The organism is Pseudomonas sp. C32 (genome assembly GCF_030417915.1).
GTDB lineage: Bacteria > Pseudomonadota > Gammaproteobacteria > Pseudomonadales > Pseudomonadaceae > Aquipseudomonas.
The window spans coordinates 51516-65014 of the sequence record NZ_JAUHUK010000005.1 but is presented as its reverse complement, the minus strand read 5'-3'; the positions used below and the strand labels follow the sequence as shown (position 1 = coordinate 65014).

The 13499-nt window shown below is 60.1% G+C and carries 9 protein-coding genes; 7 read left to right on the top strand and 2 right to left on the bottom strand.

Annotation, left to right across the window (positions count from 1 at the left end):
• The first annotated feature begins 231 nt into the window (after window positions 1–231).
• Window positions 232–492, top strand: coding sequence for an accessory factor UbiK family protein (locus QYH43_RS07330; protein WP_095057589.1), 261 nt, complete (start codon window positions 232–234; stop codon window positions 490–492).
• 155 nt (window positions 493–647) lie between these two features.
• On the opposite strand, the gene QYH43_RS07325 is transcribed toward QYH43_RS07330, so the two are convergent.
• Together QYH43_RS07325 and QYH43_RS07320 are read right to left on the bottom strand one after the other, a co-directional pair.
• A complete protein-coding gene (locus tag QYH43_RS07325) occupies window positions 648–953 on the bottom strand; it encodes a HigA family addiction module antitoxin (RefSeq protein WP_095057590.1) in 306 nt (101 codons plus the stop codon).
• Window positions 954–961: 8 nt separating this feature from the next.
• A complete protein-coding gene (locus tag QYH43_RS07320; RefSeq protein WP_095057591.1) occupies window positions 962–1240 on the bottom strand; it encodes a type II toxin-antitoxin system RelE/ParE family toxin in 279 nt (92 codons plus the stop codon).
• 228 nt (window positions 1241–1468) lie between these two features.
• Here QYH43_RS07320 and QYH43_RS07315 point away from each other — a divergent pair, with 228 nt between their 5' ends.
• The 6 genes from QYH43_RS07315 (at window position 1469) to QYH43_RS07290 (ending at window position 13491) form a co-directional block, all read left to right on the top strand.
• A complete protein-coding gene (locus QYH43_RS07315) occupies window positions 1469–2962 on the top strand; it encodes a YifB family Mg chelatase-like AAA ATPase (protein WP_301156737.1) in 1494 nt (497 codons plus the stop codon).
• A 359-nt stretch (window positions 2963–3321) separates the two neighbouring features.
• Entirely contained in the window at window positions 3322–4683 is a 1362-nt protein-coding gene (locus tag QYH43_RS07310; protein WP_301156736.1) for an SrfA family protein, read from the top strand.
• A 17-nt stretch (window positions 4684–4700) separates the two neighbouring features.
• Window positions 4701–7766: a virulence factor SrfB gene (locus tag QYH43_RS07305; protein ID WP_301156735.1), complete on the top strand. Its 3066-nt coding sequence runs from the start codon at window positions 4701–4703 to the stop codon at window positions 7764–7766.
• Window positions 7763–10474 (top strand): virulence factor SrfC family protein, encoded by a 2712-nt coding sequence (locus tag QYH43_RS07300; protein WP_301156734.1) that lies wholly within the window; start codon window positions 7763–7765, stop codon window positions 10472–10474. Before QYH43_RS07305 ends, QYH43_RS07300 begins: the two co-directional genes overlap by 4 nt.
• Window positions 10475–10477: 3 nt before the next feature.
• Window positions 10478–11500, top strand: a complete 1023-nt coding sequence (locus tag QYH43_RS07295) for a hypothetical protein (RefSeq protein WP_301156733.1) — start codon at window positions 10478–10480, stop codon at window positions 11498–11500.
• An 11-nt stretch (window positions 11501–11511) separates the two neighbouring features.
• On the top strand, window positions 11512–13491 hold the full coding sequence (locus QYH43_RS07290; RefSeq protein WP_301156883.1) for a vWA domain-containing protein: 1980 nt from the start codon (window positions 11512–11514) through the stop codon (window positions 13489–13491).
• Window positions 13492–13499 lie beyond the last annotated feature (8 nt).

Here is a 13499-nt window from a genome sequence, read left to right as displayed (position 1 = left end):
GCATGGGTCACTAGCGTCTAAGCAGAAACCTTGCCATCTCCACAAAAACGATTGTTTTCAAGCCTTTGCCCGCAGATGGCTGCGACTTCGCCGCAACACCCGGCGCGATACGCACAACAACGGTGCGCGACCGTCCGTCCCCATGCGCGAAAAGCGTGCATCCCCTGCCCACGAAATTCACTATAGACACTGCGTGATACACTGCCCGCCATCGTTACCAGGACATCGCCCATGCTCGCGCCCAAAGACTTCCTCGACGCCCTCACCGGCACCGCCTCCCGCCTCTTCAGCGGCGACACCCCGCTGCCGAAAGCCGAAATCGAAAGTCAGTTCAAAATGTTGCTGCAGAGCGGCTTCAGCAAACTGGATCTGGTGAGCCGGGAAGAGTTCGATAGTCAGATGGTGGTGCTGGCGCGTACCCGCGCCCGGTTGGAAAGCCTCGAAGCGAAAGTGGCCGAGCTTGAAGCGAAGCTCACTCCACCAACCGAATAACACTACGATCCCTGTGGGAGCGAGCCTACTCACGATTGAAGGTCGGAACGACCTTGCGCTTCACCTGGAGCTGCCGAAAGCTGCGATCTTTTCACGCACGCTGAAGACAAAAAACCCCAAGTTCTGACGTGGGGTTCAATCAATCTTTGGCACAATCAGGCGCAGTGTGGAAGCCGCTCAACCTGATCCCGGATCGCAGCCCCTCGCTCGATCTCGGTTTTACGCAGATCGTAGGTCGATTGCAGGTTCAGCCAAAACTCCGGGGTCGTGTCCAGGCAGATAGATAGCCGTAGAGCCATATCAGCGCTGACGCCTCGACGCTGGAGCACGATATCGTTCACCGTGGGCGTCGAAACGCTCAACGCTCTGGCCAATGCTGCAGCCGTAAGGCTCAGGGGCTCCAGGTATTCCTCCTTGAGGATCTCGCCAGGGTGTACCGGACGCATACCATTCTTAGTCATTACTCACCTCAGTGATAATCGACGATTTCGACATTCTCTGGTCCGTTAGGGCCCCAAATGAAGCAAATTCGCCATTGAGCGTTGATGCGGATGCTGTGCTGACCTTTTCGATTTCCCTCCAATGTCTCTAAGCGATTGCCCGGCGGGGATCGAAGGTCTATCAGCACCGCAGCGGCATCAAGCATCGTCATCTTTCGTTCCACGACACTCAGAATGGCTGACCACATACGGGTCTTACCGTTGCGAAACAGGTACTCGGTCTCAGAACACTTAAAGCTAACGATCATAATTTAAAGCTTAACGTTATGCATTAAGCTTCAGTGTATATCGGGTGCTCATAAAGACAACCTCACCCCCCTTGTTCCTCCAGACTTTAGGAAATGGACTACGTGCAGCTTTTCAGGCGCTGGACGTTCAGCAACATTCTGCGAAGGTTTGCAGCCTCTGATACCGGCACTTATGACTACCCTTGAAAAAACCGCAGGAAGCGGCTCCCGTCATTTCAAGGAACGACCATGTCCCTCTCCATCGTCCACAGCCGCGCCCAGGTGGGTGTGGAAGCGCCTGCCGTCACCGTAGAAGTTCACCTGGCCAACGGCCTGCCGTCGCTGACCATGGTCGGCTTGCCCGAGGCCGCCGTGAAGGAAAGCAAAGACCGGGTGCGCAGCGCGATCATCAATTCGGGGCTGCAATTTCCGGCACGACGGATCACCTTGAATCTGGCGCCTGCGGATTTGCCCAAGGATGGCGGACGGTTCGATCTGGCGATTGCCCTGGGGATTCTCTCGGCCAGTGTGCAGGTGCCGACGTTGACGCTCGATGATGTGGAATGCCTTGGGGAGTTGGCGCTCTCGGGCGCGGTGCGGGCGGTTCGTGGGGTTCTGCCGGCGGCGCTGGCGGCACGCAAGGCCGGGCGCTGGTTGATGGTGCCGCGAGCTAACGCCGAGGAAGCGTGCCTGGCCTCGGGACTGAAAGTGATTGCGGTGGATCATCTGCTTGAGGCCGTTGCGCATTTCAATGGGCATACACCGATTGAGCCTTATGTCTCCAACGGCTTGCTCTATGCCAGCAAACCCTATCCTGACTTGAATGAAGTGCAGGGCCAACTCTCGGCCAAGCGCGCTTTGCTGATTGCAGCGGCGGGGGCTCACAACCTCTTGCTCAGCGGGCCGCCGGGGACGGGGAAAACGCTGTTGGCGAGTCGTTTACCGGGTTTGCTTCCACCGCTGGCCGAAAATGAAGCTCTTGAAGTCGCAGCCATTCAATCCGTTACCAGTTGCGTGCCATTGAGCCAATGGCCGCAAAGACCATTCCGCCAACCCCACCACTCCGCTTCCGGACCGGCATTGGTCGGCGGCGGCTCGAAACCGCAACCCGGTGAAATAACCCTCGCCCATCATGGCGTTCTATTTCTCGACGAACTTCCCGAATTCGATCGCAAGGTGTTGGAGGTGTTAAGGGAGCCGCTTGAGTCCGGTCAGATCGTAATCTCCCGCGCCAAGGATCGTGTCCGCTTCCCGGCCCGTTTCCAATTGGTTGCCGCGATGAACCCGTGCCCCTGTGGATATCTTGGCGAGCCCAGCGGCAAATGCAGTTGTACACCGGACATGGTCCAGCGTTACCGCAACAAACTGTCGGGACCGCTGCTGGACCGAATCGACCTGCACTTGACCGTCGCTCGGGAAGCCACAGCGTTGAACCCTGCGCTGAAACCCGGTGATGACACCGCAACAGCCGCAGTGCTGGTTGCCAACGCCCGAGAGCGACAACAAAAACGCCAGGGCTGCGCGAACGCTTTCCTTGATCTGCCGGGCCTGCGCGAACACTGCAAGTTATCCACAGCCGACGAAACCTGGCTGGAAACGGCATGTGAGCGATTGACCTTGTCGCTGCGAGCGGCCCATCGACTGCTTAAAGTCTCACGGACCCTGGCGGACCTGGAGCAAGTTGAAGGCATCACCCGCGATCATCTGGCTGAGGCGCTGCAGTATCGGCCGAGCACCAACTGATCTGCTCTTTCACCCAATCTTCGGCACTCAATCGAGTGGCCGCTGATGCCGGCGCTCCAGCCCAGACCGCCACGTCCGTTGAGTTCGATGAAAAATGGATCCACGTCCTTGAGCGGTGAACTCCAATCATGACGAATGAAACGATTCATCAGGTTTAATAAAGCTTACGCCCGAGCCTTCCCAAGCCAATTAAAATTGACCTTATGCAACCTCCGCACGCTTACGTTAGTCTCATACGGTTGAAGCTCCGGCAGATTGACGGCGATGTCATGATGACACTAAGGTCGCCCGCTAATTGCAGGAGCAAGTACAGACGCATTTGTCTGTCATTTTTGCGCAACGGATCGTATGGAGTTTGAATGCGCGGGGCACTATTACGCAGCGGTAAGAGCGGGTCATTCACTGCCCTCGGCGAAACAGGTCAACCGGTCTACCGGGCAGCCCTGCAATTGCGCGAAGCCATTCGCCGCAAGAACCCCGATTTGGTCGATCATCTGGCCATTCCTCAAAGCGATGAGCTCGGCAACCAGATCGATTGGTACAGCGCCCTCGACGGCGATGTGATCCCGTGGAGCAGCGCGACCGAGGAAGAGCGCGCCCCTGCCCGACGCCAACTTGAAGCCCTCAAGACTGCACTCGAGGAATTGAGCCAGCGTTTCCTGGTCACTGATTCCGGTGAGCAGCAGCAAGGCGACAAAGCCGTCTTTGGCAAGCTACTCAAGCGAGTGATTCATTTCCCTGACGAAAACTTTGTCTACCTGGTGCAAGGCAAACCGGTGCTGACCTTTTGGGGGTTCGAGCATGCTGGTAGCGGCATTAGCGATCCCCTGTACTGCCTCTATCAAGTTCCGCCCGCATTCACGCTGCCACCCGTGGTCGAAGCGCCTGTTGTTGCGCCGGTAGTTGCCCGTCCGTGGTGGCGGCGCTGGTGGTGGTGGCTGTTGCTGCTGCCGCTCCTGCTGCTGCTTTTGTGGCTGTTGCTCGGCCTGCGCGGTTGCGTCCCGATTCCATTAGTGGCTGTGGACCTGCTGCCTGAGGGCATCGTTCCGGTGGAAAAACAACTGGAAGAGCCGCAACTGCCCGGCAATGTCACGACGCTCAATGGCGTTCCTGTGACAGGCACCGTTATAGGCTCCACCACAGGAACCGGCACCGTCGTGCCCGGAACACAGGGCTTGGAAACGCCGGGCGTCGAGGGTAACGAGGCTGGCGCAGCACCCGCCGACTTGACCAAAGACCCGGCCAAAGACCCGGCAGCCGAAAACAAAGCCGCCCCCCCCGAAAACAAAACCGCGCCGCCGGATGTCACGTCGCCCGAGGCAGAAAAATCCGCCGCCGCAAAAGCCGGCCCTCCCCTGAGCATCCCACCAGACGCCGCCGACGGAGCCGCCAAGTTCCTCGACGGCCAGTACAACGCAGGCGCCGGGATACAGGACCGCCGAACCGGCAAACCGCTGCGTCTGGAATACCAGCTCAAGGACGGTAAGGGCCAAGTCACCGTACACCAGGCCGACGGCTCGAAATGCAGTGGGCCGGTGAGCGCTACTATGAAGGGTGGCAGCCTGGCCATCGACAGTCAGGGCCAGGCCGTTTGCGGCGATGGCAGCACTTACGACATGCCCAAGGTCAACTGCCGCCCAGGGGCGACCACGGTCGCGGACTGCACCGGCGGTTACGGAAAAGATCAATTCCCCATGTCCATGCGGCAAGTGGCCGAATAAAAACGGAATAACCCGACATGTTGCCTGAAGTCACTCAATTCGAAGACACCGTCACGCTGGTCAGCGACACCGGCATCCAGTTCATGGATTTCGCCCTGCGCCTGGATCCCCGCAAGGAACCGGCGGGTGAGTTCGCACCGATGATCAGCGGGCTGATCTGCCGCCTGGCGTATAACGAAGAGAAAGACTTCTTTTTCTACGAGCCCGAACCGGAAAAGGTCGAAAAGGCCAAACCTGCGTTCAGCGTCGACATGAAAAGCAGCCTCGATTTGCTCGACGGTATCTGGCTGCCGACCCCGTTTTTCCGTTTCATGCCGCCGCATCGCTTCGACGAAGGCCCTACCAACTGGTCGCGCATGCGCTTGGTGAAACTGGCAACTCCCGACATCGACGGCAACACCCACCGCCTGACGATGGCGTTCGACAGCCGTGTGATGCCCAAGCGTGACGGCACTGCATATCTGGCGCCAAACGAAGAAGACATCAGCTCCGGCGTATCTTTCAAACTGGCGACCAAGGCTAGCGAAACCCGCTGGTTTCTGGCGCAGCCGTGGGTCAACGAGTGGTTGCTGGAAGTGTTCAATGAGGGCAATGCCCACCGTTCGCGCGCAGAGTTGGACATCGATATCCGTGCCAACTATCACCTGGCGCACTACCTCAACTTGCTCAGCCTGTTGAGCAAACCGTCATCCGCCCAGCCGTCGAAAGCCCGGGCGAAAGTTGAAATCCCTGAGCTGAAAGTGGTCGCCAACGACAGCAATGGCCTGGTCAAACCGATTCCAGTGGACCTGGTGCTGGACGTCGGCAACTCGCGCACCTGCGGCATCCTGATCGAAAACCACGGTCAGGCCGGCTCCGGCCTGAAGCAGAATTACGTGCTGGAACTGCGTGACCTGATCACCCCCGAACACACATACAACCTGCCGTTCGAAAGCCGCGTGGAATTCGCCCAGGCGTACTTCGGCAAGGACCACTGCTCGGTCAAGAGCGGTCGTCACGATGCGTTCCAATGGGCGACGATTGCCCGCGTCGGCAATGAGGCCAGTCGTCTGGCCAGTCGTCGTCGCGGCACCGAAGGCTCCACCGGCCTGTCCAGCCCGAAACGCTATCTGTGGGACGAAAACGCCTATGGCCACGGCTGGCGTTTCAACTGCTCGTACATAAAGACCGACAACGAGCCGTACGCCACCGCCACGCCGTTCTCGCACCTGATCAACGAAACCGGCGAGGCGCTATACAGCCTCGAAGAAGACGATCGTCTGCCGGTGTTCATGCCGCGTTATTCACGCAGCTCGCTAATGACCTTCATGCTCGCCGAAGTGCTGGCCCAGGCGCTGTCGCAAATCAACAGCCCGGCCCAGCGTTCGCGCCAGGGTCACACCCGCGTGCCGCGCCAACTCAACAGCATCACGCTGACCGTACCGCCGGGCATGCCGCAGGCCGAGCGCAGCATCCTCAACGAACGCATGCTGCAAGCCATCGGCCTGGTGTGGAAAAGCCTCGGCTGGCATGCCGGCGAGGAAGATCCACATCAGGATCAGGCCGTCAGCCCACGCACGCCGATCCCGAGTATCCGCGTGGAATGGGACGAAGCGTCCTGCGGCCAGTTGGTGTACCTGTACACCGAGGTCAACGAGAACTTCGCCGGTCATCCGGAAGAGTTTTTCGACACCATCGCCCGGCCGGACAAGGCCGACCGCCAACGCATCACCCTCGCGACCATCGACATCGGCGGTGGCACCACCGACCTGGTGATCACCGACTATCGCCTCGACCGCGCGGGTAATACCGGCAGCGGCAGCAACGTGCACATCGTGCCCGAACAGCGTTTTCGCGATGGTTTCAAAGTGGCCGGTGACGACATCCTGCTGGACGTGATTCAGGACTTCGTCCTGCCGAGTTTCGAAAAAGCCTTGCAGAACGCTGGCGTGAAAGCTGCGGATTCGCTGATGTCACGGCTGTGTGGCGATGAATCGGTCAGCGCCCAGGACATGATCCTGCGTCAGCAATTGAACCTCCAGGTGTTCGCCCCGCTGGGCCTGGCGCTGCTCAAGGCGTACGAGCATTACGATCCGCAGGTCCCGCAAGCAGTCACCCCGCAAAGCTACCGCCAGCTGCTCGGTGACAACGCAATCAGCCAGACCGTGCTCGACTACGTCAATGCCGCCGTGCGTCGCGATGTCGGCGGTCAGAGTGGTTTCGACCTGTATGCCGCGCCGATCAGCTTCGACCTGCAAAAGCTCCACGCCGCGTTCCTCAATGACCAGATCAACATCACCAAGATCCTTGGTGCGCTGTGTGAAGTGGTTGCGCATTACCCGTGTGATGTCTTGCTGCTGACAGGCCGCCCTTCGCGCCTGCCCGGCATCCAGGCGTTCATTCGCAAGGTGTTGCCGCTGCCGCCGGGGCGCATTCTGGCGCTGCAAAACTACCGTACCGGCGGCTGGTATCCGTTTCACAAAAACGGCCGGATCGACGACCCGAAAAGCACCGCCTCGGTCGGCGCCATGCTCTGCCTGTTGTGCGCCAACCACAGCGTGCCGAACTTCTACTTCCGTGCGTCGGCGCTCAAGCCGTATTCGACGGTCAAGCACATCGGCGTCATCGACCTGAACAACGTGATCAAGGATGCCGACGTGCTGTACCGCGACATCCAGTCCGAGGACTACAAAATCAAGCTGCCGGAAATCGGCACGGGCGACGGCGCCGACACACCACAGTTGGAAATGCGCGGTGACCTGCGCCTCGGTTTCCGCCAGTTGGCCACCGACCGTTGGGCCGCCTCGCCGCTGTACACCTTGCGGTTCACCAAGGCGGGTCGGGAGAAGTTTTCCCGCGCAATCGGTGAAAACGGCAGCGCCCCGCTGCTCAAGGTGCGGTTTGAGGTCAAACCAGCAGACAAATACACACGCAAACAGGATCTGGTCAGCGACCGCCTCTCGGTCCGCGACATCGAATCCAACAGCAACAACGTCAACTTCAACCCGCGCAGCGACCTCGAACTGGAACTCAACACCATGCTCGACGCCGGCCTGAGCGAGACCAAGTACTGGCTCGACAGTGGAAGTGTGAAACGCAAATGAATGACCTGACCCCCGATCAAACTCAGCTCTCTGCCAGTTGGGCCGCTGTTTATGAAGGCGCCGGTCAGGCGCTGGACTGGATAGGCCAGACGCGCGGCAATGCGCCGCGCCTGGACAGCGAAGCCGACAACCTGAACATCCGCCTGCACCGCGCCCGCAACCTGGCCCAAAGCCTCGGTCGCGTGGCCTGTACGCCGATGACCATTGGCTTTTTCGGTTTGTCCCAGGCCGGCAAGTCCTACCTGATTTCGGCCCTCGCCGCCGGTCAGAACGGCAAGCTGGAGACCGAGTTCGGCGACCATCGCCTGGACTTCATCAAGCACATCAACCCGGTGGGTGGTGGCAAGGAAGCCACCGGCCTGGTAACGCGCTTCAGCCGTCGGGCGACGGAAAGCCAGGACAAGGACTTCCCGGTAGAACTCACGCTGTTCAAGGAAATCGAGCTGGCAAAGATTCTCGCCAACGCCTGGTTCAAGGATTTCGACCTTGAACGGATTTCCTACGAGATCGACGAAGAACGCATCCAGCGCGCGCTCAAACCGTTCGAGGGCCGCGAAACCGGCCCGCTGCAAACGGGGGTCAATGCCGACGATCTGGTGTCGCTGTGGGATTACCTGCGTGACAATTTCCGCAACTCGGTGAAGAAGCTTGAGCACCTGTACTGGCCCAAAGCGTTGCAACTGGCGCCACGCCTGAATTTCCAGGAACGGGCCGAGCTGTTTTCGATTCTCTGGGGCGAGCAAAGCGAGTTGACGCGCGTGTACCAGCAATTGGCCGGCGCGCTGCACAAGCTGGGTCTGCCCGAGACCGTGTTCGCACCGTTGAAGGCCTTGGTGAGTTTCGAAAACGACACCTACAGCCAGCGCGACAGCATCATGAACGTCGACATCCTCGAACGCTTCGGCAGCCCGCAGGACTTGCCGATCGATGTTCGACCGCTGGTTGGCGATCGCCTGCAAAACAGTCAGGCAATTGCGGTCGCGCAACTGGCGGCACTGACCGCCGAAATGACCTTCCCCCTGATCGAAGCGCCGGTTGATGACATCGTCAATCAGGTCGACCTGCTGGACTTCCCCGGTTATCGCGGACGCCAGAAACTGCACGAGATCGCCAATTCCAACGACCCGCAATCCACCGCCAAGGACAACTCCGTTTCCCAACTGATCCTGCGCGGCAAGGTCGCCTATCTGTTCGAACGCTACACCGACAACCAGGAAATGAACGCACTGGTGGTCTGCACCGGTTCGACCAAGCAAAGCGACGTCAACGACGTGGGCCCGGTGCTGACCCGCTGGATCGAAAAAACCCAGGGCGCCGACTCGGCCGCTCGCAGCAAACGCGACACCGGGCTGATCTGGGCGTTGACCATGCTCGACCTGCGCATTACCAACTCCCTCAGCCTGACACCCGATCAGTACGACGAGAGCTGGAACGGCATGGTCAAGCTGACCATGCTGGAGCGCTTCGGCAGCCTGAGCTGGATGAACGACTGGGCCGGCACACCGTTCCAGAATACCTACCTGGTGCGCAAACCGCGTATGGACGCGGCGTTCATCGGGCAAGACGCGACCGGCGCGGAAACCGGCCTCAACGCCATCTATCAAGAACGTGTCGACGCACTGGGTTCCAGCTTTGCCAGCAACGCCCTGGTGTGCAAACACATCAAGAACCCGGTCAACGCCTGGGCAGAAATGCTGCGCAACGATGACGGTGGCATCAGCCACTTCAGCGGCAGTTTCAAAGGCGTGGCCAATATCGAATTCAAATTGCAGCGCATCCGCGAGCAATTGAGCGAATGCCTCGAAGGTCTGACCACTCACGGCCTCAGCACCTGGTACCACGCCGACGACGACAGCGCCGCGGCCGCCAAGAAAGCCAAGGCGCAAATGATTCTGACAGGCCTGGGTCGTCGTCCGGCGGTGCTCGGTGAGTTGATCGATCAACTCGACATACCGAGCGAAGAGGTCCGCGACCTGTACCTCAGCGGCGTGTACGAAACCGATGACGTGCCGGCCGCGAAAGACGAGCCGGTCGCCCCGACACCGAGCCAGAGCCTGTATGGCAACGACGCCGGTTTCAATTTCGATTTCAGTGACGACCTCAGCCACGAAGCGCCCGTCAGCAGCAAAACCGGCACCCCGGCGCCCGAACTGCAAAGCAACGAGCACCGTTTCGCCAAAGCGGCGTTCAAGGCCTGGATCGCACACCTGCGTGAACTGACCACCCGGCAAAGCCTGCTCAACCTGCTGGGGCTGGAAAAGGCCTTGCTGGAAGCGGTGGTCGATGAACTGATCACCGCCGGTTATCGCCAGGACTTGCCGGGGCAACTGAGCCGCGCCGTCCTCAAACGTGCACAAAGCGGCGCGCGGCGCGATCAACTGGTCGAGCGCCAGGTACTGGAAGTGCAACGGGTGCTGCGCGATTACGTGTCCTGGTTCGGCTACCTCCAGAAACCGGTGAGCGAGCGCCCAAACAGCCGCGCCGGGGCCAAGGAGCCATTGTTTTCGTTCTACACCGACATTGGCCCGGGACAAGTGCCCGTGCTGCCAGCGCAACCGGCGAATCAGGCACAGCGGTATCTGGGCGACTGGCTCTCGGGCCTGGCCTACATCACGCAGGACAATGCCGGCCATGGTGCCGGACGAGAAATCACCCCTGAACAGAACGAACGGCTGGGCCAAGTGCTCACAGCCTTCGCAGCGAGATAAGCAATGCCCATTCGTGTCGACCTGCTCGCGTTAGAGCCCAATGTGCCTGGCCAGGCCCGCCTCACTGTGAAGAAATGGCAGGGTGACGAGGAACAACTGGAGTTTTCCATTCAGCGTAACCAGGACGGTTTTTACCTCCAGGACCACAAGACCTGGAGCAACAATCCATTCTGGTTCAAGGTCTCGCGTTTCAACCTCACGGCCAACGACGAAGCCCTGGAAACGCAGGTCGGCCCGAACGTGGTCGACCCGCTGCTGGAAGGCGGCGCCAATTCGCAATTCCAGATCGAACTGCGCCAACAGAACCACGGTCATGCCGATAAAGGCGTGGTTCGCCCAGGCGTTGGGCTGCTGCCGTCCACGGCCGGCGGCCAGACGCGCTCGACCTACGGCAGCGCCGAACTGACGACGCCGAGCGTACCACCGGTGGAGATCCCGGAGATCCCGGACATGCCTGAACTGGTCTTGTCCACCGCCGAACCCGAAGTGGAGTTGGAGTCGGTGCTCACCGAGCCCGCCTACACGCCGCCGCCTCCACCGGTGAAGAAAAGCAACAAAGGCCTGATCGGTCTGTTGATTGTGGTGTTGTTGCTGGCAGCGGGTGCCGGATTCTGGTTCTACAAACGCACCCCGGCCCCTGCGGTTACCGCCACTGCCGCCGCACCCGCCGGCGCCGATGCTCAAGCCTGCACCCTCGACAGCATGAACAGCCTGCCCGAATTGACCTTCGTCCAGACCTGCATCAAGGCGGCCCCCGACAGCGCCAGGTTGCTGGAGATCATCAACCAGGCCAAGGCCGGTAAACACTGCGGCGTCGCCCAGCGTCTGTACGCCAACCGTGCCCAGGCCGGTGACACGCTGATCGCCAATGCTTATGCCCGCGAATACGACCCTAAATACCTGAAGGCCAGCGAGTGCTTCCCGACCGCGGACAACGCTACCGCCGCCTACTGGTACGAAACCATCCTCACCCAGGACCCGAACAACGCCGAAGCCAAGCAGCGCTTCGAGGAGTTGCAGAAGTGATCCGTTCGCCCATGAGTCGATTCCTGCTGAGCGCTGCCGCCTTGCTCGCACTGTGCATCAGCCCGCTGTCCCAGGCCGGTGACAAACCGCTGATCCAGGCCGGTAAAAAGACCCTGTTTCAACGCGTGCTGACCACGCCGGGCTGCAAAATCAGCCCGACGGCGGGCGGTGCCGAAGGTGACGCACAACCGGTCTTCAGCCGCTTTTATGTGTACGAGCGCGCGCAAGCAGGCAACGCCGAATGGCTGAAAGTCGGCCCCGACAGCTATGGCAAAACCATTGGCTGGCTGCCTGCAAGCTGCACCACCGACTGGAAGATGCAGCTGACGCTGGCCTTCACCAATCCGGCCAACCGTGACCGGCTGTTGTTCTTCAAGGACCGCGCCACCGTCGAAGGCATTCTTGATGCACCGGACCCGGTCAGCAAAGTCGCGCCGCTGCGGGCCACGCTGAAAAAGGGCCAGCAAGCACCGGGCGTACTGGCTGAAGAACCTGAATACTTCGTCGACCTGCAAAAGCAGTTCTACCTGCTGCCGGTGCTCAGTGGCGAAGAAGTCATGACCGAAAGCGGTTTCCGCACGCGCCTGCTCAACGTCGCCTCCGTCAGCAAGCCGGATGACAAGAGCGCCAAGGGTGGTGCTGCAACCAGCGCTGCCGGCAGCAAGGAAGCCGAAGAGAAAAAGGCCAACCAGCTGAAGGAGTTCAGTGCGGCCGTGGTATTTGTCATCGACTCGACGATTTCGATGGACCCCTACATCGACCGCACCCGCGAGGCGATCCGCAAGGTATACCAGAAGATCGAAGCGCAGAATCTCGGCAAGCAGGTCAAATTCGGCCTGGTGGCTTTCCGCTCCAACACCCAGGCGGTACCTGGGCTGGAATACACCACCAAAATGTACGCCGACCCTACCAAGGTGAAAGACAGCGCCGACTTTTTCGCCAAAATCGCCGACCTCAAGCAGGCTACCGTGTCGAGCAGCAGTTTCGATGAAGACTCGTTTGCTGGCGTCATGGAGAGCATCGACAAGGTCGACTGGAACCAGTTCGGCGCGCGCTACGTGGTGCTGATCACTGACGCGGGCGCCATCGAAGGTGACGACAAGCTGTCGAAGACCGGTTTAAGTGCCTCACAGGTGCGTATGGAAGCCGCCAACCCGGGCGTGGCGATTTACACCCTGCACCTGAAAACCCCGGCCGGGGCCAAGGACCACGCCAAGGCCGAGGCGCAGTACCAGAACCTGTCGACCTACCCGGGCACCAACACCTCGCTGTACTACCCGGTGAATGCTGGGGATGTGCAAGAATTCGGGCGCAAGGTTGACGCCCTGGCCGGGGCGATCACGACACAGGTGAAAGCCGCCTACATGGGCGAGGACGCCATCGGCAGCGCGGCGAATGCCAAGCAGGACCCGGCCGAGAAGAAAATGCTCGAAGACGCGGCGCTGATCGGCCACGCCATGCAACTCGCCTACCTCGGCGAGAAGACCAACAGCAAGGCCCCGCCGGTGTTCAAGGCGTGGATCACTGACCGCGACCTGATCAAGCAGAACATTCCGACCACCGATGTGCGGGTGCTGCTGACCAAATCCCAGCTCAGCGACTTGAGCGACGTGATGAAGCAGATTCTCGATGCCGCCAACGAAGGCCTGATTTCGCCGACGGAAATGTTCGATCGCCTGCGTTCCGTGGCGGCGACCATGGGCGCCGATCCCAATCAGCTCAAACAGAACGGCAACGCCAAACTGGCGGACATGGGCGTCCTCGGTGAATACCTCGAAGACCTGCCTTATCACAGTGAAGTGCTGAACCTGGATGAAGAGACCTGGAAGAGCTGGGACGGTCTGGCGCAAGAGAAATTCATCCGCACGCTGAACACCAAACTGCGGCATTACCAGCGTTACAACGCCGATGTCGACCGCTGGGTAGCGTTGGCCAAGGACAGCGATGCGCGGGATAACGTCTACCCCGTACCACTGGAAATGATGCCTTAACGAGACGC